The sequence below is a fragment of the Campylobacter concisus genome, assembly GCF_003048595.2.
GTDB lineage: Bacteria > Campylobacterota > Campylobacteria > Campylobacterales > Campylobacteraceae > Campylobacter_A > Campylobacter_A concisus_L.
The window spans coordinates 542,196-565,807 of record NZ_CP049270.1 but is presented as its reverse complement, the minus strand read 5'-3'; the positions used below and the strand labels follow the sequence as shown (position 1 = coordinate 565,807).

Here is a 23,612-nt window from a genome sequence, read left to right as displayed (position 1 = left end):
GTGCTTGCGTAGTAGCAGTTTTTGCTGACTCAGCTGGCTTAGCCGTGGTAGTCTTAGCTGGCTCTGCTGGTTTTGTAGAAGGGGCGGCTTTGGCAGATTGCTCTGGCTGTTTTTGTGTAGCTTCAGGTACTGTGGGCTTGGCTAAATTTTGCGCTTTTGCCGCCTTTGCAGGAGTTTTCATCTTATTTGTGATGTACTCATAAAGGATGGTTGTCTCCTCATCTGTCAAAAAGTAGCTTGGCATGACACCTTTTGGCTTTGTTAAAGCGGCTTTAAAGCTCTCAAAATCTATATCATTTATCTTTGGCGCTCTAAGCTCATCGTCAACTGTTTTGTTTGCTTTTTTGTCAAAGTGTTTGTATTTAGATATGAGACTGCCCTCGCCCTTTGTACCGTGACATTTGTCACATCCTATGCCACGTGGATTTAGGTATAGCATCTTGGCGTACTCGGTCTTTGTAATAAAATCAGCACTAAAAATCGCCACACAAAAAAGCAAAATCAAAAAAACAGACCGCATAAACCTCTCTTTTAAAAATTTAATTTAATTTTAGGTATGATACCACCCTTGTGATTAAAAAAGCTTTTAAATAAGGATCCAATATGAAAATTTTAGACGGCAAAGCCGTATCTTTAAAGGTCAAAGAAAGCGTAAAAGTAAGAGCTGAAGAACTAAAAAAATTTGGCGTAGAACCAACCCTAGCTGTTATCTTAGTAGGCGAAGACAAAGCATCTCAAACATACGTTAGAGCCAAAGAAAAAGCCTGCAACGAATACGGCATAAAAAGCGTGGCTCACCGTCTAAGCGAAAATACAACCCAAGCAGAGCTTCTAGCACTTATAAATGTGCTAAATTTAGACGATAGTATCCACGGCATCTTGGTGCAGTTGCCACTTCCAAAACATATAGATACAAATACCGTTTTGGCAACGATCGATCCAGCAAAAGACGTAGATGGCTTTCACGCTGTAAATGTCGGCAAACTTGTTAGTGGATTAGATGGCTTTGTGCCTTGCACACCGCTTGGCGTAATGGAAATTTTAAAAGAGTATGACATTGATGTGACTGGACTAAACGCGGTTGTTATAGGTAGAAGTAATATCGTTGGCAAGCCTATGGCAAATTTGCTTTTAAACGCTTCAGCAACCGTTACCGTGACTCACAGCAAGACTAAAAATTTAAAAGAAATTTGCAAAAATGCCGACCTCATCGTCGCGGCCATTGGCAAGCCATTTTTCTTAAAGGCTGACATGGTAAAAGATGGCGCAGTAGTCGTTGATGTGGGCATAAATAGACTCGATGATGGCAGACTTGTAGGCGATGTGGATTTTGACGAGGTCGCACCAAAATGCTCATACATCACACCAGTTCCTGGTGGCGTGGGTCCTATGACGATTGCTATGCTTTTAAACAACACAATCCTTGCAGCCCAAGCTAAGATAGCTAGCCACAAAAGAGCGTAATAATGAAAAAATTTTTTACTAAATTTTATGACTTTTGCTCGAGCTGGACAGGCACTGTCATCATCGTGCTTTTTGTTATATTTTTCATAGCTCAAGCCTTTGTTATCCCGTCTGGTTCGATGAAAAATACGCTTTTGGTTGGTGATTTTTTATTTGCAAAAAAATTTGTTTATGGCATACCAACACCAAGAATTCCGTGGCTTGAAGTAAAAATTTTACCTGAGTTAAATGACAACGGACATCTTGTCACAGGCAGTGGCCCAGAAAGAGGAGATATAGTCGTCTTTCGTTATCCAAAAGACGAAAAGACCCACTTTGTAAAACGCTGCTTTGCCACAAGCGAAGATGAGATAGTATTTACCGAAAAAGCCTTGTATTTGCGTCCAAAAGAGGGGGATAGCTTCATAAAGGCAAACTGCCGAGAGAATTTAAATGGCAAAGAGAGTAAATTTGGCTACTCATGCAGCGATGTAGCCGAGCTTGATGGCAAACTTTTCATAAAAGAGCCATATAGATTTAGTGGCATCCATTACGATGAAAATGTAAATTTATTTGAGCAGATGGTTTTCATGCTAAATACAAACAAATCAAACGTTTTTATGAAGCCAGCGCTCATTAGCTCACTACCGCAAAATCCAAATTTTAACTTTAATGCATTTTACGTAAAAGTGCCAAAAAATGAATACTTTATGATAGGTGACAACCGCGATCACTCAAACGACAGCCGTTTTTGGGGAAGCGTGGCTTACAAGGACATAGTCGGTCAGCCTTGGTTTATTTATTTTAGCTGGGATAGCAACTACAATGTGCGCTGGGAGCGTATCGGACGCTTTGTAGATACGATAGAAAATGATGAGTTTTTCACAAAACAAGCTCTAAAAGAGGGAGAAGTTGATGGACTTCACTAATTTTGATCCCATAAAAGTCGCAACTATCGTCATCTCTTTAATAATCGCCATCGTAGGCCACGAGATCGCTCATGGCTATGTCGCTTATAAATTTGGCGACAACACCGCAAAAAGCCTTGGCAGACTTAGCATAAATCCTATAAAACACATCGATCTTGTTGGCACTATCATCGTGCCACTGGTGCTTTATCTAAGCACTGGCATGATGTTTGGCTGGGCAAAACCAGTGCCTGTAAATACCTACACAGTCGTGCGAAATGGCGGATACAAGGCAGCTATCTACGTAAGTCTAGCTGGCATTTGCTACAACATAATCCTAGGCATCTTGTCGCTTTTTGTGTTAAAAGCTTTGCTAAACATAGAAACCTTTGAAATTTTACTTCAGTTTTTATTTACGCTTGCGCTTTTAAATTTGATGTTAGCCATCTTTAACCTCTATCCGATCCCACCACTTGACGGCTTTCACGCGCTCGAGTATGCGCTTAGAAATTTTGGCTTTCACGCACTGGCAGAAAAGCTTGAGGGCATCTCAAGATATGGCTTTGTCATCCTTATCATCATCCTAATTTCGCCTTTAAAAGATACTATCTTTTATCCGACAAGATACGTTTTAGATATCGCAAGCGCCTTTATAAATGGCTAAATTTAGAGCAAATTTGCTCTAAATTTTTGGCTTTGTGATCTTATAATAGTACTCTTTTTTAAATTCCTCTTTTGGTGCAAGGCTAAATTTAAGCTCCACCTTGCCATCTTTGCTGATATCTTTTTTATCAAAGCCCTTTATCTCGACCTTTACCGCCTCGTCAGCAGATACTGGCACGCGATCAACCAAGGTGACATCGACACTTTTACTTGAACTATTTTTGACACTTATCTTATAGCCCTCTTCGCTTATGCGGTCTTTGCCAAGAAGCGAGCTCTTTTTAAATTTATTTAATCGCTCTTTTTTAAGCTCAATTAGCTCGTTTTGTCCTAAGAATAACTGCACTGGCTCATCTTTTGCTTTCATCTCAAACTCGCTAGGACTACCAACACTCACACCATTAACGTAAAACTGCGTTTTAGCTGGAGTTAGATCGTCATTTAGCTTAAAGCTAGCTACGTTATATGCCTTTAGTGAGCCGTAAAAATCAGCAAAAACGCTAAAATTTGCATCCATTTTTTGTGTATCGTAAGTTATATATTTACTCTCGCCTTTTGCTAAATTTATCCCATCTATCTTCCAAATTTTGGCAAATTCATTCTCATCTCTTTGCACACGCATATCAGCGACCTCAGCAGTGACTTTTGCAGCTCTTAGCATATTTTTTGAAGCGCCGTAACTAGCAGCCTCTGCCTCGCTCTCCTCGTACCAAGGATAAAAACTATTTGGCGCAAGAGCCTTTTGATATCTGGTTGGATAGATAGCGAGCTTTAAATTTTTAACTTCACTAGCATATGGGTTAGTGAGCAAAATTTCTTGTTTTATTAAGATATTTTTGTTTTTTGTATCCGCATAAATTTCATTTAGCGTCTTTGGCGCCTCATCATCCATATATGAAAGCGTCGCCTCTTTTGGGCTGCAAGCAAATTTCATATCAAGCTGCAAAAATCCAGCCATTTCGCTCTTTGGCTCATTTTCTTTAAGCGCTTCAAGCTCACTTTTAGCAGCTGAAATTTTCTCGATATTTTCTAGGCTAAATTTATAAAACTCCTCAGCTCTTTTTGTCACATCGTTACTTTTATTTTCTCCTATCAAAGCTTGCTCTATAAACCTACCTCTTGCATTTAGCGCCTCAAGTTTATTATTTAAATTTACAACTTCTTGCTTCCATTTTATATAACTTGGGTTATTTTCTTCGCTGATCTTTTTTAGATTAGCATTCGCGTCACAATCCCCATTTATAGTGATGCTCTCACTCTCCACACCCTCTGGCACAAAGGCGCTAAAAGAGCTGTTTGCGTCACTAAATTTTTGAGTGATGATGGTTTGATCTGTGTAGATCTCTATTAGATTTTCATTTGCAAAGGCTAGCACTGAAGCCATTAAAAAGAGCGTCTTTTTCATATTTTTCCCTTTTAAAAATTTCTAAAATTATAGCCTTTTCTCACATGCAAGCAAAATTTTATTTTAATGCAACTTTGACTATAATCTGCAAAAAATTTATTGGATTTTTCATGAAAATAGATAAAATTTTTATCGCTTGCGATCACGCTGGAGTAGAGCTTAAGGCAGAGCTAAAAGAAGTCATAGAAAAGCTTGGACATGAAGCCATTGACCTTGGTACGAATGACAAAAATAGCGTTGATTACCCTGACTATGCGCATTTGCTAGCGAGCAAGCTTGAGCCTAACTGCTACGGCGTGCTCATTTGTGGCACAGGTATTGGCATATCAATCGCTGCAAACAGGCATGAAAACGTAAGGTGTGCCCTTTGTCACGACGAATTTACCGCTAGACTTGCAAGAGAACACAACGACGCAAACGTTATCGCTTTTGGAGCAAGGGTTATTGGAGCTGGCGTGGCTGCAGCAGCACTTGAAACATTTTTAAAGACAGAGTTTACAGGCGGCAGACACGAAAGAAGAGTCAAAAAAATAGAGCTTGAGGAAGCCAAATGATAGGCGAGTGGATCGTTTTTACCGCTCTTGTTTGTGCTGCGATCTACCTAACTGTCATGGTTTTTTACTTCAAAACGCTTCTAAAAAAAGAGCGTGCAACAAAAGATTTTATGAAAAATAACCTCCAAGACACCGAGGTCGTCATAAGAAAATTTCAGATCCAACTTCAACGAAGTCTAGGCAACATCGACATCTTAACAGACGAGCTAAACAAAACTAAAAACGACGTGACCTCGCTTCGCACAAGAAATTCCCAGTACCGTTTAGAAAACGATAAGCTAAGACAGCGCATTCGTGAGCTTGAGGGCAAGATCGAAGCGTTGCTATAAGATCAAATTTAAGGAAAATTATGAAAATTTTAGATCAAAAAGGCAAAGAATTTTTAATAAACTCTATTCGCTGCATAAACGACTTTCCAAAGCCTGGCATAGTCTTTCGCGACATCACGACACTACTAAACAACAAAGAAGCATTTAACTTTTTGATAGATCATTTAGTGGCTAGATATGAGGATGCAAAGATCGACTACATCGCTGGTATCGAGTCTCGTGGCTTCATCTTTGGCGCAGCGCTTGCAGCAAGGCTAAGGCTTCCTTTTGTGCCGATACGCAAGCCAAAAAAACTGCCTTTTATCACGCTTTCTCAAAAATATAGCCTAGAGTATGGCGTCGATGAAGTGCAAATTCACATCGATGCTTTTGGAGAAAAAGTGGGCGCTAGAGTGCTTTTGATGGACGATCTCATAGCCACTGGAGGCACTGCAAAGGCTTCAGTCGAGCTTATCAATCAAACTAACGCAACCTGCGTAGAAGCGTGCTTTATCGTAGATCTAGTTGATCTAAAAGGTAGCGAAAAGCTAAAGTCGCTTACTAAAATTTACAGCGTTTTAGAGGTTTAGAATGGAAGAGTTTTTTATAGAACTGCTTAAAGAGTACGGCTACATCATACTTTTTGTCTGGTGTATCATGGAAGGCGAAATGGCCTTAATAATGGCTGGAATTCTCGCTCACACCACTCATATGCACATCGCGCTTGCTATCTTTGTGGCTGGACTTGGAGGCTTTGTGGGAGATCAAATTTACTTCTATCTTGGCCGTTACAATAAAAAATACATCGCAAAAAGGCTCCACGCGCAGCGGAGAAAATTTGCAGTGGCGCACATAATGCTGAAAAAATACGGCTGGCCGATCATCTTTTTACAGCGCTACATGTACGGCTTTCGTGTCATCATACCGCTTTGCATAGGACTTACCGGCTATGATGCTAAAAAATACGCCTTTATAAATTTGATCAGCGCCTGGTGCTGGGCGGCGATCACCACCATACCTGCTTGGATACTTGGCGAGCATATACTTGTGCTACTTCAAAAAGCAAAAGAGCACTGGTACGTCGCTATCCCAGTAGTTGCTATATTTATGGGGCTTTTGATCTATGCATTTAAGCGCATTGAAAATAAAATTTTAAACGAAAGGAGAGACAGAAGACATGCAGTTTCAAATAGTTGATAAAAAGTTAAAAGATATAAAAGCTGATATTGAACTAATTTTCGTAGTAGATAAGGACTTAAAACATAAATTCGTAAGCGATAAAGAGGCTATTAAATTTAATAATTATAAAGGTGAGAGCGTCCTCATTCTAAGCGAGGTAAAAAGGGCTTACGTACCACTTGCTAAGCTAGAATTTGATGAACTAAGGCTTGCGGCAGCAAAGGCCTATAACGCGCTAAAATCGCTAAATATTAAGAGTATTAAGCTAGCTTCATACATAGCAGATTGTCCAAAACTAAGCTTTGAGGCGCTAGCTGAGGGCTTTTTGCTTGGAAGCTATGAATTTAACAAGTATAAAGAAAAAAAAGAGAAATACACCCTTAAAGAGATCATCTTTTCTACTGAAGAATTTGCTGGCAAAAAGGTCGATCTAAAGGCAGCAAATGAGAGCTTTAAAGAGGCAGAGGTAATAGCAAATGCTACAAATTTTGCAAAAGATATCGTAAATGAAATCCCAGAAATTTATACACCACAAAAGATGGCCGAGGACGCGCAAAATTTGGCCAAGAGCCACGCTAGTATCAAATGCGAGGTCTATGACGAGAAATTTCTAGCAAAAGAGAATATGAACGCATTTTTGGCGGTAAATCGTGCAAGCGTGCATAAGCCAAGGCTCATTCACCTAACCTACAAATCTAAAAAGTCTAAAAAACGCATAATCTTTGTCGGCAAAGGCCTAACATACGATAGCGGTGGCCTTAGCTTAAAGCCGGCTGATTATATGCTCACTATGAAATCAGACAAAAGCGGTGCAGCAGCGGCTCTTGGCATCATAAAAGGCGCAGCGGAGTTAAATTTACCATTTGAAATTCATGCCATTTTAGGCGCTACTGAAAATATGATCGGCGGCAACGCTTATAAGCCTGATGATGTGCTAATTTCAAGAAGTGGCGTTAGCATAGAGGTTAGAAACACCGATGCAGAAGGACGTTTAGTGCTAGCTGACTGCCTAAGTTACGCACAGGACTTTAAGCCAGACATTTTAATAGATATGGCAACCCTAACTGGCGCTTGCGTCGTGGGGCTTGGCGAGTACACAACAGGCATCATGGGCAACAGCGAGAGCCTAAAAAGTGAGTTTAAAAACAAGATAAAAGACAGTGGTGAGCTAGCAACTACGCTTGATTTTAACCCTTATCTTAGCGAGCTTATCAAAAGCCAGATCGCAGACGTTAGTAATTGTGCATCAAGTAGATATGGCGGCGCGATCACAGCTGGCATGTTTTTAGCTAAATTTATAAAAGAAGAGTACAAAGATAAGTGGCTACACCTCGACATTGCAGGTCCAGCATACCGCGAAAAGGCTTGGGGATACAACCAAGCAGGTGCAAGCGGAGCTGGCGTTAGGATGAATTTATACTTTTTACAAGCACTTAGCAAGGAGAATTGATGGGACTTTCAGTTGGAATAGTAGGCCTACCAAATGTGGGCAAATCAACGACATTTAACGCGCTTACAAAGGCGCAAAACGCTGAGAGTGCAAACTATCCGTTTTGTACGATCGAGCCAAATAAAGCCATCGTGCCAGTGCCTGATAAGCGTCTAAATGAGCTTGCAAAGATAGTAAGTCCAAATAAAATTCAATACTCAACCATAGAATTTGTTGATATCGCAGGCCTTGTAAAGGGTGCAAGCTCAGGCGAGGGGCTTGGCAATAAATTTTTATCAAACATCAGAGAAACCGAGCTTATCTTACACATCGTTCGCTGCTTTGAAGATGAAAATATTACTCACGTCGAGGGCAGCGTCGATCCAGTAAGAGACATCGAGATCATTCAAACCGAACTGATACTAGCCGACATCGAGCAGCTAAACAAAAAGATAGAAAAGCTCACAAGAGAGGCGAAAGCAAACGCAAAAGGCGCAAAAGAAGCGCTTGAGGTGGCAAATTTACTTTTGGCTCACCTAAACGACGGCAAAAGCGCAAGTAGCTTTGAGCAAAAAGATAGTGAGGCGTTTTTAGCGCTTAATAGAGAGCTAAGGCTTTTAAGCGCCAAAGAGGTAGTTTATGGTGCAAACGTCGATGAAGAAGGGCTTAGCGAAGATAATAAATTTGTAAAAGCACTAAGAGAGTACGCAAAAGCCTCAGACCACGAGGTGATCAAGCTTTGCGCCAAGGTTGAAGAGGAGCTAATCGGCCTAAGCGACGAAGAGGCACACGAGTTTTTGGCATCTCTTGGCACGAACGAGAGCGGTCTTGAAAAGATCATCAAAACATCTTTTGCGAAGCTAAATTTGATAAGCTATTTCACCGCTGGCGTCGTTGAAGTTAGGGCTTGGACGATCACAAATGGCTGGAAAGCGCCAAAAGCAGCAAGCGTCATACACAATGACTTTGAGAGAGGATTTATCAGAGCTGAAGTGATAAGCTATGATGACTACATCGCACATGGCGGCGAAAACGGAGCCAAAGAGGCTGGCAAGATGAGACTTGAGGGCAAAGACTACATCGTACAAGATGGCGATGTTATGCACTTTAGGTTTAATGTTTAAATTTAGCCCTCTTTTGGGCTAAATAGTTAAAAAATATTTAATCCTTGGGCTGCATAAGGTAAATTAAAACTTCCTTATTATAGTTGATAAAAATTCTTTTGAAAAATATACTAAGCTATATCGTCTTATTAATATCTTTATTGATACATAAGCTTTTCTATACAAGCAATGATGTAAAAGTTATCAGCTCTGTGATATCAATATGGGTTTTATAAGTAAAGATAATAGCTCTTAGTTGCAGAGGTTGATGGTTTAATGAAGAACACAATTAAAGCAAGAAAGATTTCGATAGATAAAATAATACACTCATTATATTTTACAAGCTTTCATATCTATAATATTTTGAAGCCTATGAGCTTATGACTATAAAAAACATGATACTTTTTTAAGCTCATATTATAATGAATATATGAAAAACCACCAAAGTCTGAGCAAATAAGACACCGGCCAAGTAGGGTATAAAAATTTTACTTATATACCTAGCGTATTTATTTTATTATTCCAATGGTCTCGGCAAATTTAAGCTCTTTATTTTCAAAGAGATTGTATTCAATTGCATCTTTTTCGCTAAGTATCACGATAGTTGAGCCAAGCTCAAAATTCCCAAGGCGCTCGCCCTTTTTGATATGTAAATTTTCATACTCGTAAATTTGTGTAAAATTTGCCATCGCATTTGTCTGTATACGCTCATCAAAACAAAATTTCATCTTTCCGACATTTAACGCACCTACAAAAACAAGCCAAAGTTTCTTACCATTTTTTATCTCACAAGATAGCGCTACGCGTTCATTCTTTGTATAAAGGCTGTCTACTTTTGCAAGCCATTTTGCAGCCACGCTGTAAAGCTTACCCGGAATGTATATGGCTTTTTTAATGGCAATATCGCAAGGCGCATGATAATGATGATAATCTTTTGGGCTAAGATAGATATTTGCAAAGTCATATTCGCCCTCAAGCTCACTCTGCCCCAATAGTTCACTTACACTATACTCCATGCCTTTTATACTAAAGGCCTTTAGTTCCTTTGTGCTGCCAAAACTAAGACAAATACCATCAACTGGGCTTATAAACATCTCATCTACTGTATCAAAATCTCTTGGTTTTATGAGCCTTCTAGTAAAAAGCTCATTTAAATTTTTATATTCATTTGCTGGTTTAAACTCGCTCATATCTATCTTAAATAGTCTTACATAAAAAGAATTTATGGTCTCTTGAAGTGGTTTGAAAAAGCTAATCTTTGCAACCTTTCCAAAAATTTGAGAAAATAGATTGTCTTTATTCATTTTATTCCTTACTTAAATTTAATATTGCAATCTCGCTTGGAGCAAAAATTCTAACAGGAGGCCCCCAAAATCCAGCACCACTGCTAACATAAGCTTGCATTTTATCATTAATCTTATAAAGGCCATGTAAAAATCCCTGATCAAGTAAAACCAAAAGACCAAAAGGAAAAATTTGACCAGCGTGTGTATGTCCGCAAAGCACTAGATCAACGTCTTGCTGCATTGATTTTATAAATTTTGGCTGATGAGAGAGCAAGATAGTAGGTAGCGATGGATCACGTCCTGTCAATGCCTCATCTAAATTTGGCTCTAAATGTTTAAACCTAATGCCAGCCAAATCGTAAACGCCAGCTAGATTTATACTCGCAATTTTTTTGTTTTTATTACCTAAAATTTCTATGCCAAGAGAACTGATCTTTTCTAAAATGCCATCTATTCCGTGATAATATTCATGATTGCCAGGTACATAAAAAGTCCCATAAGTACTTTTAAGACTTTTTAATGGCTCTAGAAAATCTTCTATAAAAGCGGCATTTACATCAACTAAGTCACCCACTATCACTACGATGTCAGGATTTGCCAAATTTATGTCATTGACGAGTTTTTTAATAAAGTCTTTCTGTAAAAATTCTCCTATATGCACGTCCGTTATCATGGCTATTTTTAGGCTGCTTTGTAAATTTTTTATTTTTATATCTACTTGCCTTATCTTTGGTGGCATTAAAGCATTGAAAATACCTTTTAAAAAACAAGCAATTACAAAAATGACAAATGTAATATCAAAGCAAAATTTTATAAATTTTCGTCTTGTTGGACTAAAGCTACTTTTAGAAAAAATGCTACGTAAAATATCGTAAAATAGACTAACAGCAAACAAAAATAGTGAAAAACCTATGAGCGTACCAGCGATCAAATAAAGCTCAATGCTTAAGAATGAAAACCTGATCTGAAGAACAAATATAAACTCAAGAATACAAATAACATATAAAAGTATCCTGATTTTTGCAAGATGTGGTATAAAAAATGAAACCTTTTTTATGAAACGGTTATATGAATAAAAATTTATAAGAAAACTAAATATAAATGCTCCAATAATAATTCTCAAAAGTCCCAAAAATTCTCCTTGTAAAAATAAAAAATTATATTTTATATTTTTAAATTTGTACTATAAAAATTAATATCTTACTTTTAATGTTATTAGTCTTAAAAATTGTATAGTTTTGAACGTATAAAAAATGATTTAAGTTGAGTAAATCTAATAGTTATTTAAGAAAGTAAGGTGGGAGAAAACCCACCTTATAAAGAATTATTTAACTTTACCAGTCTCAATTCTTTGTTTATAGATCTCACGAAGTTTTCTAATGTCGTTCTTAACTTCAAATACTCCATGCCAGTGTGAATAGTCAGGACCACCCATTAGAGCACCTTGTCTCATACGGCGACCTTCGTGGTGCCACATATGATAGTAAACATCTTGGAATTCATCTTCCCAAGCGTCTGCGAGTAGTAAGTTTTTAGCTTTCAACTCTTCAAGCATCTTAGTTGCTTCAGCATTGTAAACGTTATAAAGCTCTACTTGCTTATCACCCATAATGAAGAAGTTATCTGTATGAGTTGATGTATGGCAAGCTTTACAAACTAGCTTCATCTCAGCTCTTGCTGCTTCTGGTCCATTTGGATGACCTGCAAGTGGCGTTCCTATGGTTAGTTTGCCAGTTTTTTCGTAAACAACAGCAGCTTGTTCATCACCAGCTGTTCTTAGCTTACTGCTGACGCCCCATAGGTTCCATTTTAGTCTTCTTGAAACATTGTGAGTTGTTGTTGTTTCACCAACACCACTCATGTGGCAAGCTGCACAAGTTGGAGCTCTAAAGTCTGGTACATCCCATGTATCAGGAGCAGCATCAAAATTCCATTTGTGAGCTTCGCTATTATAGATATGTCCGTGCATTGAGTTGTTAAAGATCTCAATATCTGGGTGATCAGGTCCAAGGTGGCAAGATGCACAAGCAGCTGGTTTTCTAGCTTCAGCTATGCTAAATGTGTGTGCGCTGTGGCATGATTTACATCCGCCTACGCCACCATCAGGATAAACATTACCTATACCGTAGTTTGGCCAAGTCTCTTTTGTAGGTTTGTGATCAGCGTCTAGTTTGATGACGGTTCCGTGGCACTGTGTACAACCAGTAGCGTCTGGAGCCATTTTGTATTCTGGATGATCCATACCTTCATAGTGATACATTAGTTTTACCATCGCAGGGTTAGCATACATTTGCATAGCACCTCTTGCGTGACCACTCTTAACAAATTCTTCAACCTCATTCTCGTGGCACTTAGCACAAGTTTTTGGGCTAACTAGCATTGAAACATGGTTGTTAGAATCTTTTGGATGCACCTTAACTGAAGCCATAGGATTATCTGCATTTACAGAGTGGCAATCCATACAACTTACGCCAACGTGAGCGTGGCGACTATTTTTCCAATCGGCAACTATACCAGGTGTCTTTTCAGCGTGGCACTCAACACAGCTTTTTGATAAGTCTGACATTTTGTGAGCAACTTTAATGTTTTTTACAACATTAAGGTTTAAAGCGTCAGATTTATTTGCATCCATGTTTGAGGCAAAGCCAAAAGACATTAGACAGGCTAATAACATTAGCGACTTTTTAAACATCTCTCCTCCTTACTTGGTTTTATTGTTTTCTTGTTTTTTAATTGCTTCAAATTTATCGATTTGTAGTCCTAAATTCTTGTGACCAACGTGCTCGTGGCAGTCAACACATGATTTTTTATTAGGATTTCCAAGAACGAAATAATCTCTATGTGGTAAGAATGATTTACCAGCTTGAATAACATTTTTTAAATTTGAGTGGCAAGTCAAACATCCACTATCATAGACAAAGTGAGATGCATGCTCGCGTTTTTTACGCCAGTCGATCTTGTCCGTATCTGTAAAAAATGTCTTATAACCATCATTTATCGATACTTTAAGCTTTGTAAGTACATAGGTATAGGCACTTGTATGATTTAGGTGACAGGCTGAACATTCAGCTTTTATGCCAAGCTTGTTATTGCCGCCGTGTACATCTTCATGATATGCAGCATTCATAGGATCCATCGTGTGACAAATGGTACAGATGTAGCCACTACCAGTCGCATGAAGTGCATCAGCTATGCCCATAGAAGCGATAAGGCCGATTACGATGCCTATTATCACAGATGACCAAACAAAAAATTTCTTCTTAACTTCAGCCAAAACTTCCTCCTGAATTTATCAATATATCGTAAATTTTTACTAAAATTTTAAGTGAATACTATCAAAAAATATATAAATTTTTTCTTTAAGTAAATAAAAATATTTATTTGATATTAACTTTCAATAAGAATAAATTTCTTGCAGTCCACCTACATATTTTTCCAAAATTTGGTTCTTTTCGTCAAGTTTAACCAATCCATTTGTTTTAAATTTATTTAAAATTCTTGAAAAAGTTTCTGGAGTCATATTAAGTATTGATGAAATTTTTGTATGTTTTAGCTCATTAAATAAATCTTCATGGTCTAAAATAAACCTAGCCACTTTTTCTTCTGAGCTTAAAATTAACTCTTGATGAAGTAGATTTGTTGTGATTCTTATCTTTTCAGACATTGACTTTAAAAATTTCATACAAATTTCTGGTTTTATTAAAAATTCTGCCGCGAATTTTTCATAATTTATCTTTAATACCTCGCCAGATATGGTAAAAATAGCACTAGCTGGGTAGACAATATTTTCAAAATTTACGACTTCAGCTACAAAATTCATAGGTGCTAACTGATGAATAAAAATTTCTTTTCCGTTTGCCGTGGTTTTATAAAGCTTAACAGAGCCACTTATCAAAAATATTAACCATTTTGGCTCCTCGCCTTCTATAAATAAAAATTCACCTTTTTTATACTTTTTTACGACACTTATGGCTTCAAGTTTGGCTAAATCTTCTTCGTTTAAGCCTTGAAAAAACGGGATTTTCTCTATCATATTTTTACTCGCCTTTTTAAAATAAAAAACATTTTAGCATATAAAAATAAGATAAATTTTAATAGATTTTCAAAGGGAATTCTCCCTTCGAATTGTATGAAATTATTTTTTAAGTAGATCTCTAATCTCAGTTAAAAGTGCAATGTCAGCTGGAGTTTCAGGCTCTGCTGTAGCTGGCTCCTCTTTTGGTAATTTATTTTTAAGTGTATTTAAAGCTTTGATAACGCAGAAAATACAAAATGCGATTATTAAAAAATCAACCATTGTTTGTATAAATGAGCCATAGTTTATCGTAACAGCAGGCGCTCCCTCTGCCGCTTCCTTTAGTGTAAGCTTAAGATCAGTGAAATTTACACCGCCAGTTAAAACTCCAACAGCTGGCATTATAACATCACCAACTAGTGATGAAACGATCTTTCCAAACGCGCCGCCTATAACAACGCCAACAGCCATATCTATGACATTTCCGCGCATCGCAAATTCTTTAAATTCGCTTATAAAACTCATTGTTTCTCCTAAAAATGTTAAATTTTTGTTCGGATTTTATTCAAGAAATGCTTTGCTTCGGCTAAAAAAATCAAATTACATAACTTTAAATTTATCAAGCTGGTGTTATAATCCAAGCTCAAAATTTAACGTAAGGAATGAGCTTATGTATCGTTTTGCACCCTCTCCAACAGGAGATATGCACATAGGAAATTTACGTGCCGCTATTTTTAATTATATTTGTTCTTTACAAGATAAAAGTGGCTTTATTTTACGCATAGAAGATACCGACAAAGAGCGAAATATCGAGGGAAAAGAGAAAGATATCTTAGAAATTTTAAGCAAATTTGGTATAAAGCCAGAGCAAATTTACATCCAAAGTGAAAATTTAAAATTCCACAGACAGCTAGCTTCAAAGCTCCTCATCGACAAAAAAGCTTTTGCTTGCTTTTGCACCGAAGAAGAACTTGAGGCAAAAAAACAAAAAGCAAAAGAACAAGGCGTGGCATATAGATATGACGGTACCTGCGAGAGATTAAGTGACGCCGAAGTTTTAAACTGCGAGAAGCCATTTGTCATCCGCATGAAAAAGCCAACACGCACTATGAGCTTTACAGATGCGATCAAAGGCGAGCTAAGCTTCGAGCCAGACGCTGTTGATAGCTTTGTCATCATGAGAGCGGACAAAACTCCAACTTACAACTTCGCCTGCGCAGTTGATGATATGCTTGAGGGCGTAACCTTTGTCATACGCGGCGAGGACCACGTGAGCAATACACCAAAGCAAGACCTCATACGCGAGGGCCTTGGCTATACCGGTAAGATGAACTACGCGCATTTGCCTATACTTTTAAATATTGAAGGTAAAAAAATGAGCAAGCGTGAGAATGAGTCAAGTGTAAAATGGCTCTTTGAGCAGGGATTTTTGCCTGAGGCGATCGCAAACTATTTGATACTTCTTGGTAACAAAACTCCGACTGAAATTTTTACCATCGAAGAGGCGGTGAAGTGGTTTGATATAACCAAAATTTCACGCTCGCCGGCTAGATTTGACGTGAAAAAACTTGAGCAAATAAATAGAGAACACATCAAGCTTGCTTCAAAAGAGCGTATAAAAGAAATTTTTGGCGTAGATGAGAGTAAGGCTGAGTTAGTTAAATTTTACACTCAAGAAAGCTCATTAGTGCCTGAGATAAAGGCAAAAGTAGAGGCTATATACTCACCAAAAATAGCTCCAGATGAGTACAAAAACGAATTTGAGATCATCAAAAAAGCAGCTCGTAATTTAAAAGCTTGCGAAACTTTTGATGAGTTTAAAAAAGAGCTTATGGACGCTACAAATTTAAAAGGCAAAAACTTTTTCATGCCGCTACGTGCGCTTCTTACAAACGACCTTCACGGTCCTGAGCTAAGCGAGCTCTATCCTCTTATCAAAGATGATCTGGCCAAAATTTTAATCTAGGAGCAAAAATGATACTTTCCACTCTATTTTCAGCGATCGCAAACATTTTGCACCTTATTATCACGGTCTATACTTGGGTCATCATCGCAGCAGCTCTGATTAGCTGGGTCAGACCTGATCCTAGCTCGCCGGTCGTGCAGCTACTTTATAGGCTAACTGAGCCGGTTTATAGCTTTATTAGACGCTATATAAAGACAAATTTTAGCGGCATCGACTTTACTCCGCTTATTGTGCTTTTAGCACTTCAATTTTTAGATCAATTTTTAATAAGGCTTTTATTTGGTTTTGCTGCGTCACTTTAGTATTCTCTCTCTTGCCTGCGTTGCTCTTTTAGCTAAAATTTATACCTACGAAGAGCTAAAAAACGAGCCAAAAAGCCTAGCAAAAGACTACTACATCAACCGTCTTATTAACGAGGGTAGTTATACAAAAGAACAGATTGCAGATCTTTCGCGTGATGTATTTAGAAAAGCGGGCCTTGTTCAAAAATCAATCGATAAAATTTTACCTCCAAAAGCGGCTCCTAGCAAATGCCCTGGTGTAAATACAAAAAATATCACCCAGGCAAATCTAACCTGCCAAAATTTGCTAACATCCATTTCTTTTAGCTTAAAGCTTGATAATCACACTCGTGAAATTTTAGCAGCCAATCTTGCAAAGACAAATCCAGAAAAATCAAAAATTTTACTCGTATTAAATGAAGCAAATCCGGCTAAAGCTTTTGAAAATTTAAACGATACAAAGAGCTTTTTAGAGCTATTTAACGCCTCTAGCCCGCAAAATAAAAGTATACTTTTTAGCGAAAGTTTTGATGCAAATTTCATGACCAAGCTCTACTCACAAAAGGGTTTTACAAATTTATTAAACGATATTGTTTTTAATAAAAAATATGAAGGCTTTAGGAGAAATTTGCTAAGCATCGATCCAGCTGTCACTGAAAAAAATGACGCTTTTACGCTTGGATTAAATGCGATTTTACTAGGACAAGACGATATCGCTTTTAGTCTTTTTGCAAGAGCCAAGAGCACATTTGAAAGAGCTTGGCAAAGAGATAATGCGACCTTTTGGCAGTACCAGATAAGCAAAAACGAAAGCTTTTTAAAAGAGCTAAGTGCCAGCAAGGATGCAAATATCTACTCGCTTTACGCAAGAGATTTGATCGGTGGCGAACCACTTGAAGTCATCGTGCCAAGGCCTAATAAGCAAAATATCGAAAATTTTGACGTGAGCGATCCGTTTTTATGGAACAAAACTGTAGCCCTTGCAAAAGATATGAATGCCACGCAAGCAAGCGAATTTGCGAAGAAATTTTATACAAACGAAAGTATCGGCGCTTATGCATACTTCATGCAAAAGGCACATGGCTGGGAGAAGCAATACTTCTTGATGCCAAGCTCTCCTGAGTTTGAGGGCATCAGCAACGAGAGAAAGTCAATGATCTACGCTCTGGCTAGACAAGAGAGTCTCTTTATCCCAAGCGTAGTTTCTACTTCATACGCCCTTGGTATGATGCAGTTTATGCCGTTTCTTGCAAATGCGATCGGTAAAAAAGAGTTAAAAATCCCAAATTTTGATGAGGATGATCTTTTTAAAACAGATATTGCATTTAAATTTGCAAATCACCACCTAAACTATCTTGATAAATTTCTCTACCATCCGCTATTTACAGCCTATGCATATAATGGCGGTATCGGCTTTACCAAAAAGCTTATCACAAGAGATGATATGTTTAAAGAGGGAAAATTTGAGCCATTTTTATCACTAGAATTTGTCCCTGTGGCAGAGACTAGAAACTACGGCAAAAAGGTGCTTGCAAACTACGTGATTTATATGGCACTTACTGGTTCCAATATAAAGATTTCGCAACTTTTCGAAAATTTAACAAAACCGGCTTTGACTGATAAATTTCGAAACTAAGCGCGAGATCGTCACTTTGCTTACTTGGTGCGGTCACTTCATAATAGAGCGCCCAAGGCATAGAAAATCCAGCAAATTTTAGCATCTCGTCATTTTCATCAAGCAGCCTTGCATTTGTGGCATTTGAGTCACCATTTACTTTTATGTTCTTTAAATTTTGTGCATGTTCTTTTGGATTTATGGCAACCAAAAAATGCTCTTTGCTCTGGTCTAAATTTGAATTGTAGATCGGATTTAAATAGGTAGCGATAATGAGCGTCCTGTCAGCACCATCAATAATCTCGCTCTTGCTTGTGTAAGCCAAAAGCTCATTTTTTAACGGCTCATGTACAATTACTTTTTCACCAGCACAGCCAAATATCATCAAAATAAATACAAAAAACGATATAAATTTACTCATAAAAACTCTTAAATTTTTAAAATTTCTGCCATTTTAGCATTTTAATTTTTAAATTTCACTCATAAATTTTAAAGCCAACATAAGTTATAATCGCGAGAAATTTTAACAAAAAAGGTTCTTATGAAAAGACTTGCTATCGCTTTTTCTGGCCCTTCAAATAGCGGAAAAACGACTCTTATTTTAAAGGTAGCAAAAAAATTTATAGATGATGGTTTGAAAGTCGCGATAGTAAAACACGACCCGGGCGACAAGGCTAAATTTGACGTTGAAGGCAAGGATAGCTTTAAATTTTCTCAAACTGGGGCTGATGTTGTTGTAATGAGCCCAACTAGAACAACTTATTTTTCACAAAACTCACAAGAAATTAGCGATGTTATTAAAATGCTCGGCGAGTTTGACATGCTCTTAGTCGAGGGGCTAAAGACTCTGCCACTACCAAGGCTAAGCGTTTTTAAAGGTGAGATCGACGAATCTTATCTTAGCTTTTCAGACGCGATCGCCACTTATAAAGAGCAAATTCCCTACGAAATAAAAAATCTCAATTTAGACGATACAAACGCCATTTGTGCGTGGATATTAGAAAATGCAAAGGCTGTATAATGCAAGAATTAAACCAAATTTTTAACACCATAAAAGAGATCGCAAAAGAGATAAGCGAAGTGATAAAATACGCCGATCTTGGCTACACAACCCATGAAAACGCGACTGGCGACACGCAACTAAAACTTGATGTCAAAAGCGACGAGATCATCACAGCTAAATTTAAGCAGCTTGCTTGCGTAAAAGCGCTGATCAGCGAAGAAAAAGAGGACGCGCTTGAGATAAACAAAAATGCAAATTTTATCATCGCCTATGATCCGCTTGATGGCTCAAGCCTAGTTGATGTAAATTTCGCCGTTGGCTCGATCTTTGGTATCTATGAAAATGAAGTAAAACCAGAAAATTTAATAGCCGCAGCTTACAGTATATATGGCCCAAGACTTGAGCTGGTAATTGCTGAGAAAAAGGGCGCTTTGCCTAAATTTTATAGACTTGGCAAAGATGGCGAGTTTAAATTTGTAAAAGAGCTTGAGCTAAAAGAAAAAGGTAAGCTAAATGCCACGGGAGCTACGCAAAAAGGCTGGAGCCAAACGCATAGAAATTTTATAAATGAGCTATTTAACGAGGGCTATAGGCTAAGATACTCAGGTGCTATGGTGAGCGACCTACATCAAATTTTACTAAAAGGTGGCGGCCTTTTTAGCTATCCAGCAACTAGCGATCATCCAAATGGCAAGCTAAGAGTAGTCTTTGAGGTATTGCCATTTGCCTTCATATATGAAAACGCAAAGGGCGCAACGACAAACGGTAAAAACCAAACGCTTTTTGATATAAAAATAGAAAAAATTCACCAAACAACGCCATGCTTTTTTGGCTCACGTGATGAAATTTCTCTTTTGCATAAATTTTACGAGCAAAAATAATGCAAGAAAACGAGCAATTGGACGCATTTGAACTAGCCTTGAAGCAAAAGGCAAAGATCCTACAAGAATGCCAAGAACAAAAAGGGCAAAAAAGCTGCTTTAACTGCGAAGTATTTTTTGACTGCGAGACAAGAAAAGAATATGTAAACAGTTGCTATAACTCGATGTCAAAAGGCAATACTGGCAACGACGGTGGATTTGATTTCTAAAAATTTAAAGGATAAAAATATGAAAGAAAAAGCTTATATAACGACCCCAATATACTATGTAAACGACGTGCCACACATTGGTCATGCATATACGACCATCATCGCCGATACACTTGCTAGATTTAATCGCTTACAAGGAAAAGATACATACTTTATGACAGGCACAGATGAGCATGGACAAAAGATCGAGCAAGCAGCACATGCTAGAGGCAAAACTCCAAAAGAGTATGCTGACGAGATCAGTGCAAAATTTAGATCACTTTGGGATGAGTTTGAGATAAGCTACGACCATTTTATAAGGACAACCGACGAAGAGCACAAACAAACCGTGCAAAATATCTTTGAAAAAATGCAAGCCAATGGCGATATATACAAGGGTGAGTACGAGGGCTTTTACTGTGTTAGCTGCGAAACATTTTTCAATCAAAGAGATCTACTAGAAAACAACTGCTGTCCAGACTGCGGCCGTGTGACATCCTTGGTCAAAGAAGAAAGCTACTTTTTTAAGCTTTCAAAATATGAAGATGCGCTTTTAAAATGGTACGAAAACGACGAGCTTTGTGTTATCCCGAAGGGAAAGAAAAATGAGGTCGTAAGCTTTGTAAAAGGTGGACTAAAAGATCTTTCTGTGACGAGAACGAGCTTTGACTGGGGCATAAAACTACCAAAGAGCGCAAACGACGACAAGCACGTTATGTACGTATGGCTTGATGCGCTCATAAACTACCTAACAACATTAGGATACTCAAGAGATAACGCTAAAATGGACTTTTGGCCAAGCACAACACACATTGTCGGCAAGGATATTTTGCGTTTTCATGCGGTCTATTGGCCAGCATTTTTGATGAGCCTTGGATTGCCACTACCAAAACACGTCGCAGCACACGGCTGGTGGACGATAAATGGCGAAAAGATGAGCAAAAGCAAAGGTAATGTTATAAACCCAAGAGAGGTCGCAAACGCTTATGGACTTGAAAATTTCAGATACTTTTTACTTAGAGAAGTGCCGTTTGGACAAGATGGCGACTACAGCCAAAAGGCTTTGATCGAGCGCATAAACTCAGAACTTGGCAACGGTCTTGGCAACCTGCTAAGCCGAATAGTGGGCATGAGCGCAAAGTATAGCGACTATAAAATCAACTCGAAAGATGTCTCAAGACTTCACAGCGCCGAGCTTAATGAGGCAAAAGGTTATCTTGATGAGGCTATTAAAAATTTAGAAAATTTAGCTACAAACCGCTACTTAGAGGATCTTTGGAAGGTCGTAACGCTTGCAAACGCAGCCGTTGCGAAGTATGAGCCATGGTCGCTTGTAAAAGCTGGTAAAACTGACGAGGCAAATGCGCTTGTGGCACTTTGCGCGAATTTACTTGCAAAAGTAGCGATACTACTTAGCCCAGCTATGCCAAAAACTTGTACTAAGATAGCTGACACGCTTGGCTTTAGCATAGATACGGCATCTTATGAAAGTCTTGTTTTGAAAAATGAAATTTCAAATTTTGTAGCAAAAGCTACCGAGCCGCTATTTCCAAGGATAGAAAAAGAGCTAATGAGCGAGGCAAATGAGCCAAAGGTTGAGACGAAAGCTGAGCCAAAAGAGGAGAAAAAAGAGGACGAAACCATTAGCATCGATGACTTTGCCAAGATTGTGATAAAAGTAGGTGAAGTGCTCGAGTGCGAGAGAGTCGAGGGTAGTGAGAAACTGCTTAAATTTAAGATAGATCTTGGCGAGGAGCAGCCGCGTCAAATTCTTTCTGGAATCGCCAAATACTACGAGCCTAGCTCACTTATTGGCAAACAAGTTTGCGTTTTAGCAAATTTAAAAGAACGAACTATGATGAAAAAATATGTCTCTCAAGGCATGATCCTAAGTGCATCTGATGGCTCATTAACTCTACTTGGCACACAGGGCAAGGTCAAAAATGGTGCGATCGTTGGCTAAATGACAATAGAAAACTTAACTCGCCTCATAAATGCCCAGGCTCTAAACGCACCAACAATAACTAGCGTAAGTGAGTTTGTTTTTGAGCTAAAACACGTAAGGCGTGGCTTTGCATATATTTGCTTGAATGCAAACGATAGCGATATAGAAACGGCAATCAAACAAGGTGCATACGCCATAATTAGCGAAGATAATGTGCCAATTATCGATAAAGAGATCGCTTTTTTAAAAGTTAGTAGCTTACAAACTGCCATGATAAAGCTTATGAGATTTGAGTCAACTCACAAAGATCTAAAATTTTGCGCCGTAAATCCTTTTATAAATGATTTTTTAGAAAAATCAAAACTTGGCTCTAACGCACACGTCATGTCAAAAAATATCACTGAGCTTTTTAATCAAATTTTTCACGCAAAGGTCTTTGATGTCTTTTTCGGCGATGATACAAGAACACTTCAGCGAATATCGCCTCTTTTTGAGACCATTTACACAGATACGACTATGCACGAGATAAATCCAAGCTCGATATTTTTTACAAGCACAGTCTTTAAGCAAACATACTATCAAAACTTAAACATACCACGAGTTTTTGCTGGAATGTTTTATGGGCTTTTAAAATTTCTTGATAGCAATAAAATTTCATTTAAGCCTTACGAAGGTAGGATTCACGGGCATTTTGACCCGATTTTTATAGATAAAAATTTTATTCCTACTAGTTTTGGAAATAGCTTTAGAGCCATAATTACTGAAAGCGATGAAGATTTATTCATAAGCCAAAGTATATTTTTAAATAAAAAATTTAGCCCTGATGAGATAAAAATTTGCTTGCCAGAAGGCTCTTTGTTAAAAGTACAAAACGCAATCTACTTTAAAAATTTAAGCGAGATAAAAAAGCTTAAAAATTTTATCTACATATTGATTTTATGCCAAAAAGAGGAGCTTTTAGAAGAGCTTCACAAAACATCTGAAGAAAATCTACTCTTTTAGTTTTTATTATTTATAAGATCAATCAGCCTAACATCCTCGCTTCTTACTATTAGACTTTTAGGCAGCTCAAATTTCTTGATAACCTCGCACTCTTTTTCTCTCATTTCGCCATCATCTTTTTCATGATCAAATCCCAAGATATGAAGCAATCCATGTGTAAAAAGTAGTGCGGTTTCGGCCTCTTCACTATGATTTAGCTCAGCAGCTTTCTCTTTTACCATATCTTTGTTTATAACGATTGAGCCAAGTGGGGCGTGAATGACAAGCTCAAGTGGAAAGCTTAAAACATCTGTCGTTTTATCAATGCCTCGCTCAGTTTTATTTAGTTCTCTCATTTCTTCCTTATCGACAAAAACTAGCTCGATTTCTCCCAGTGTCAAATATTCGCAAATTTCATCTAAAATTTTTGGATAGCTCTCTTCGCAAAGTATCATTTTA

At 37.9% G+C, this 23,612-nt stretch carries 26 protein-coding genes and 1 pseudogene; 17 read left to right on the top strand and 10 right to left on the bottom strand.

Annotated elements, in window-relative coordinates:
• Nucleotides 1-184: 184 nt before the first annotated feature.
• Nucleotides 185-520 (bottom strand): annotated as a pseudogene (locus tag CVT15_RS10225) (c-type cytochrome); the annotation flags it as partial.
• Nucleotides 521-603: 83 nt separating this feature from the next.
• On the opposite strand from CVT15_RS10225, the gene folD reads away from it, so the two are divergent.
• From folD to CVT15_RS02845, 3 genes are read left to right on the top strand one after another with little or no spacing between them, the layout of a single operon-like run.
• Complete coding sequence (gene folD / locus CVT15_RS02855; RefSeq protein WP_103577297.1) at nucleotides 604-1,464, top strand: bifunctional methylenetetrahydrofolate dehydrogenase/methenyltetrahydrofolate cyclohydrolase FolD; 861 nt, start codon at nucleotides 604-606, stop codon at nucleotides 1,462-1,464.
• A gap of 2 nt (nucleotides 1,465-1,466) precedes the next feature.
• Nucleotides 1,467-2,372: a signal peptidase I gene (gene lepB, locus CVT15_RS02850; protein WP_103577296.1), complete on the top strand. Its 906-nt coding sequence runs from the start codon at nucleotides 1,467-1,469 to the stop codon at nucleotides 2,370-2,372.
• A complete protein-coding gene (locus CVT15_RS02845; RefSeq protein WP_103577295.1) occupies nucleotides 2,359-3,015 on the top strand; it encodes a site-2 protease family protein in 657 nt (218 codons plus the stop codon). The genes lepB and CVT15_RS02845 overlap by 14 nt, the downstream gene beginning before the upstream one ends.
• Before the next feature lie 18 nt (nucleotides 3,016-3,033).
• Here the strand turns inward: CVT15_RS02845 and CVT15_RS02840 are convergent, their stop codons facing one another.
• Nucleotides 3,034-4,419, bottom strand: coding sequence for a DUF4139 domain-containing protein (locus CVT15_RS02840; protein WP_107897996.1), 1,386 nt, complete (start codon nucleotides 4,417-4,419; stop codon nucleotides 3,034-3,036).
• A gap of 110 nt (nucleotides 4,420-4,529) precedes the next feature.
• Here CVT15_RS02840 and rpiB point away from each other — a divergent pair, with 110 nt between their 5' ends.
• The 6 genes from rpiB to ychF are packed head-to-tail and all read left to right on the top strand — an operon-like array spanning nucleotide 4,530 to nucleotide 9,013.
• Complete coding sequence (gene rpiB / locus CVT15_RS02835) at nucleotides 4,530-4,973, top strand: ribose 5-phosphate isomerase B (protein ID WP_107898001.1); 444 nt, start codon at nucleotides 4,530-4,532, stop codon at nucleotides 4,971-4,973.
• Entirely contained in the window at nucleotides 4,970-5,302 is a 333-nt protein-coding gene (locus CVT15_RS02830; protein WP_002939538.1) for a hypothetical protein, read from the top strand. Before rpiB ends, CVT15_RS02830 begins: the two co-directional genes overlap by 4 nt.
• Before the next feature lie 20 nt (nucleotides 5,303-5,322).
• The gene (apt, locus tag CVT15_RS02825) at nucleotides 5,323-5,871 is read left to right on the top strand and encodes an adenine phosphoribosyltransferase (RefSeq protein ID WP_103576454.1); all 549 of its coding nucleotides are present in this window, start codon (nucleotides 5,323-5,325) and stop codon (nucleotides 5,869-5,871) included.
• A gap of 1 nt (nucleotide 5,872) precedes the next feature.
• Entirely contained in the window at nucleotides 5,873-6,478 is a 606-nt protein-coding gene (locus tag CVT15_RS02820; RefSeq protein ID WP_103576453.1) for a DedA family protein, read from the top strand.
• Entirely contained in the window at nucleotides 6,459-7,910 is a 1,452-nt protein-coding gene (locus tag CVT15_RS02815) for a leucyl aminopeptidase (RefSeq protein ID WP_103576452.1), read from the top strand. The genes CVT15_RS02820 and CVT15_RS02815 overlap by 20 nt, the downstream gene beginning before the upstream one ends.
• Complete coding sequence (ychF, locus tag CVT15_RS02810; RefSeq protein WP_103576451.1) at nucleotides 7,910-9,013, top strand: redox-regulated ATPase YchF; 1,104 nt, start codon at nucleotides 7,910-7,912, stop codon at nucleotides 9,011-9,013. Before CVT15_RS02815 ends, ychF begins: the two co-directional genes overlap by 1 nt.
• A gap of 488 nt (nucleotides 9,014-9,501) precedes the next feature.
• Here ychF and CVT15_RS02805 read toward each other — a convergent pair whose 3' ends face one another.
• From CVT15_RS02805 to mscL, 6 genes are all read right to left on the bottom strand, one after another.
• The gene (locus CVT15_RS02805) at nucleotides 9,502-10,296 is read right to left on the bottom strand and encodes a phosphatidylserine decarboxylase (protein ID WP_107897997.1); all 795 of its coding nucleotides are present in this window, start codon (nucleotides 10,294-10,296) and stop codon (nucleotides 9,502-9,504) included.
• A 1-nt stretch (nucleotide 10,297) separates the two neighbouring features.
• Complete coding sequence (locus CVT15_RS02800; protein WP_103624070.1) at nucleotides 10,298-11,410, bottom strand: metallophosphoesterase; 1,113 nt, start codon at nucleotides 11,408-11,410, stop codon at nucleotides 10,298-10,300.
• Nucleotides 11,411-11,602: 192 nt separating this feature from the next.
• A complete protein-coding gene (locus tag CVT15_RS02795; RefSeq protein ID WP_103577124.1) occupies nucleotides 11,603-12,970 on the bottom strand; it encodes a multiheme c-type cytochrome in 1,368 nt (455 codons plus the stop codon).
• Between the two features lie 9 nt (nucleotides 12,971-12,979).
• Nucleotides 12,980-13,552 carry a cytochrome c3 family protein gene (locus CVT15_RS02790; protein ID WP_009294580.1) on the bottom strand — a complete coding sequence of 191 codons (573 nt, stop codon included), beginning with the start codon at nucleotides 13,550-13,552 and terminating at the stop codon, nucleotides 12,980-12,982.
• A 120-nt stretch (nucleotides 13,553-13,672) separates the two neighbouring features.
• Nucleotides 13,673-14,311, bottom strand: coding sequence for a Crp/Fnr family transcriptional regulator (locus CVT15_RS02785; RefSeq protein ID WP_103577123.1), 639 nt, complete (start codon nucleotides 14,309-14,311; stop codon nucleotides 13,673-13,675).
• A 102-nt stretch (nucleotides 14,312-14,413) separates the two neighbouring features.
• Nucleotides 14,414-14,818, bottom strand: coding sequence for a large-conductance mechanosensitive channel protein MscL (gene mscL, locus CVT15_RS02780; RefSeq protein ID WP_103577122.1), 405 nt, complete (start codon nucleotides 14,816-14,818; stop codon nucleotides 14,414-14,416).
• A gap of 145 nt (nucleotides 14,819-14,963) precedes the next feature.
• Between mscL and gltX the strand changes: the two genes are divergently transcribed.
• Genes gltX through CVT15_RS02765 form a run of 3 tightly spaced genes read left to right on the top strand, consistent with a single transcriptional unit; the run spans nucleotide 14,964 to nucleotide 18,176 of the window.
• Nucleotides 14,964-16,259 (top strand): glutamate--tRNA ligase, encoded by a 1,296-nt coding sequence (gene gltX, locus CVT15_RS02775; protein ID WP_103577121.1) that lies wholly within the window; start codon nucleotides 14,964-14,966, stop codon nucleotides 16,257-16,259.
• Between the two features lie 8 nt (nucleotides 16,260-16,267).
• The gene (locus CVT15_RS02770) at nucleotides 16,268-16,561 is read left to right on the top strand and encodes a YggT family protein (RefSeq protein ID WP_021090481.1); all 294 of its coding nucleotides are present in this window, start codon (nucleotides 16,268-16,270) and stop codon (nucleotides 16,559-16,561) included.
• Nucleotides 16,539-18,176 carry a lytic transglycosylase domain-containing protein gene (locus tag CVT15_RS02765; protein WP_103577120.1) on the top strand — a complete coding sequence of 546 codons (1,638 nt, stop codon included), beginning with the start codon at nucleotides 16,539-16,541 and terminating at the stop codon, nucleotides 18,174-18,176. The genes CVT15_RS02770 and CVT15_RS02765 overlap by 23 nt, the downstream gene beginning before the upstream one ends.
• Here the strand turns inward: CVT15_RS02765 and CVT15_RS02760 are convergent.
• A complete protein-coding gene (locus CVT15_RS02760) occupies nucleotides 18,097-18,576 on the bottom strand; it encodes a hypothetical protein (protein ID WP_103577119.1) in 480 nt (159 codons plus the stop codon). The two genes, CVT15_RS02765 and CVT15_RS02760, sit on opposite strands and share 80 nt — an antisense overlap.
• Before the next feature lie 120 nt (nucleotides 18,577-18,696).
• Between CVT15_RS02760 and mobB the strand changes: the two genes are divergently transcribed.
• Genes mobB through CVT15_RS02735 form a run of 5 tightly spaced genes read left to right on the top strand, consistent with a single transcriptional unit; the run spans nucleotide 18,697 to nucleotide 23,174 of the window.
• Nucleotides 18,697-19,176 carry a molybdopterin-guanine dinucleotide biosynthesis protein B gene (mobB, locus tag CVT15_RS02755; RefSeq protein ID WP_103577118.1) on the top strand — a complete coding sequence of 160 codons (480 nt, stop codon included), beginning with the start codon at nucleotides 18,697-18,699 and terminating at the stop codon, nucleotides 19,174-19,176.
• Nucleotides 19,176-20,039: a class 1 fructose-bisphosphatase gene (locus CVT15_RS02750; RefSeq protein WP_103577117.1), complete on the top strand. Its 864-nt coding sequence runs from the start codon at nucleotides 19,176-19,178 to the stop codon at nucleotides 20,037-20,039. The genes mobB and CVT15_RS02750 overlap by 1 nt, the downstream gene beginning before the upstream one ends.
• Nucleotides 20,039-20,248 carry a hypothetical protein gene (locus CVT15_RS02745; RefSeq protein ID WP_087585614.1) on the top strand — a complete coding sequence of 70 codons (210 nt, stop codon included), beginning with the start codon at nucleotides 20,039-20,041 and terminating at the stop codon, nucleotides 20,246-20,248. The genes CVT15_RS02750 and CVT15_RS02745 overlap by 1 nt, the downstream gene beginning before the upstream one ends.
• 19 nt (nucleotides 20,249-20,267) lie before the next feature.
• Nucleotides 20,268-22,190: a methionine--tRNA ligase gene (metG, locus tag CVT15_RS02740; protein WP_103577116.1), complete on the top strand. Its 1,923-nt coding sequence runs from the start codon at nucleotides 20,268-20,270 to the stop codon at nucleotides 22,188-22,190.
• Entirely contained in the window at nucleotides 22,191-23,174 is a 984-nt protein-coding gene (locus CVT15_RS02735) for a ferrochelatase (RefSeq protein ID WP_107897998.1), read from the top strand.
• Here the strand turns inward: CVT15_RS02735 and ybeY are convergent.
• Nucleotides 23,171-23,608: an rRNA maturation RNase YbeY gene (gene ybeY, locus CVT15_RS02730; RefSeq protein WP_103577114.1), complete on the bottom strand. Its 438-nt coding sequence runs from the start codon at nucleotides 23,606-23,608 to the stop codon at nucleotides 23,171-23,173. The genes CVT15_RS02735 and ybeY overlap by 4 nt on opposite strands.
• Nucleotides 23,609-23,612: the final 4 nt, after the last annotated feature.

Excerpts from the sequence above, each read along its gene's own strand:
- folD (WP_103577297.1), top strand. The coding sequence starts at position 604 with ATGAAAATTTTAGACGGCAAAGCCGTATCTTTAAAGGTCAAAGAAAGC.
- lepB (WP_103577296.1), top strand. The coding sequence starts at position 1,467 with ATGAAAAAATTTTTTACTAAATTTTATGACTTTTGCTCGAGCTGGACA.
- CVT15_RS02845 (WP_103577295.1), top strand. The coding sequence starts at position 2,359 with ATGGACTTCACTAATTTTGATCCCATAAAAGTCGCAACTATCGTCATC.
- CVT15_RS02840 (WP_107897996.1), bottom strand. The coding sequence starts at position 4,419 with ATGAAAAAGACGCTCTTTTTAATGGCTTCAGTGCTAGCCTTTGCAAAT.
- rpiB (WP_107898001.1), top strand. The coding sequence starts at position 4,530 with ATGAAAATAGATAAAATTTTTATCGCTTGCGATCACGCTGGAGTAGAG.
- CVT15_RS02830 (WP_002939538.1), top strand. The coding sequence starts at position 4,970 with ATGATAGGCGAGTGGATCGTTTTTACCGCTCTTGTTTGTGCTGCGATC.
- apt (WP_103576454.1), top strand. The coding sequence starts at position 5,323 with ATGAAAATTTTAGATCAAAAAGGCAAAGAATTTTTAATAAACTCTATT.
- CVT15_RS02820 (WP_103576453.1), top strand. The coding sequence starts at position 5,873 with ATGGAAGAGTTTTTTATAGAACTGCTTAAAGAGTACGGCTACATCATA.
- CVT15_RS02815 (WP_103576452.1), top strand. The coding sequence starts at position 6,459 with ATGCAGTTTCAAATAGTTGATAAAAAGTTAAAAGATATAAAAGCTGAT.
- ychF (WP_103576451.1), top strand. The coding sequence starts at position 7,910 with ATGGGACTTTCAGTTGGAATAGTAGGCCTACCAAATGTGGGCAAATCA.
- CVT15_RS02805 (WP_107897997.1), bottom strand. The coding sequence starts at position 10,296 with ATGAATAAAGACAATCTATTTTCTCAAATTTTTGGAAAGGTTGCAAAG.
- CVT15_RS02795 (WP_103577124.1), bottom strand. The coding sequence starts at position 12,970 with ATGTTTAAAAAGTCGCTAATGTTATTAGCCTGTCTAATGTCTTTTGGC.
- CVT15_RS02785 (WP_103577123.1), bottom strand. The coding sequence starts at position 14,311 with ATGATAGAGAAAATCCCGTTTTTTCAAGGCTTAAACGAAGAAGATTTA.
- mscL (WP_103577122.1), bottom strand. The coding sequence starts at position 14,818 with ATGAGTTTTATAAGCGAATTTAAAGAATTTGCGATGCGCGGAAATGTC.
- gltX (WP_103577121.1), top strand. The coding sequence starts at position 14,964 with ATGTATCGTTTTGCACCCTCTCCAACAGGAGATATGCACATAGGAAAT.
- CVT15_RS02770 (WP_021090481.1), top strand. The coding sequence starts at position 16,268 with ATGATACTTTCCACTCTATTTTCAGCGATCGCAAACATTTTGCACCTT.
- CVT15_RS02760 (WP_103577119.1), bottom strand. The coding sequence starts at position 18,576 with ATGAGTAAATTTATATCGTTTTTTGTATTTATTTTGATGATATTTGGC.
- mobB (WP_103577118.1), top strand. The coding sequence starts at position 18,697 with ATGAAAAGACTTGCTATCGCTTTTTCTGGCCCTTCAAATAGCGGAAAA.
- CVT15_RS02750 (WP_103577117.1), top strand. The coding sequence starts at position 19,176 with ATGCAAGAATTAAACCAAATTTTTAACACCATAAAAGAGATCGCAAAA.
- CVT15_RS02745 (WP_087585614.1), top strand. The coding sequence starts at position 20,039 with ATGCAAGAAAACGAGCAATTGGACGCATTTGAACTAGCCTTGAAGCAA.
- metG (WP_103577116.1), top strand. The coding sequence starts at position 20,268 with ATGAAAGAAAAAGCTTATATAACGACCCCAATATACTATGTAAACGAC.
- CVT15_RS02735 (WP_107897998.1), top strand. The coding sequence starts at position 22,191 with ATGACAATAGAAAACTTAACTCGCCTCATAAATGCCCAGGCTCTAAAC.
- ybeY (WP_103577114.1), bottom strand. The coding sequence starts at position 23,608 with ATGATACTTTGCGAAGAGAGCTATCCAAAAATTTTAGATGAAATTTGC.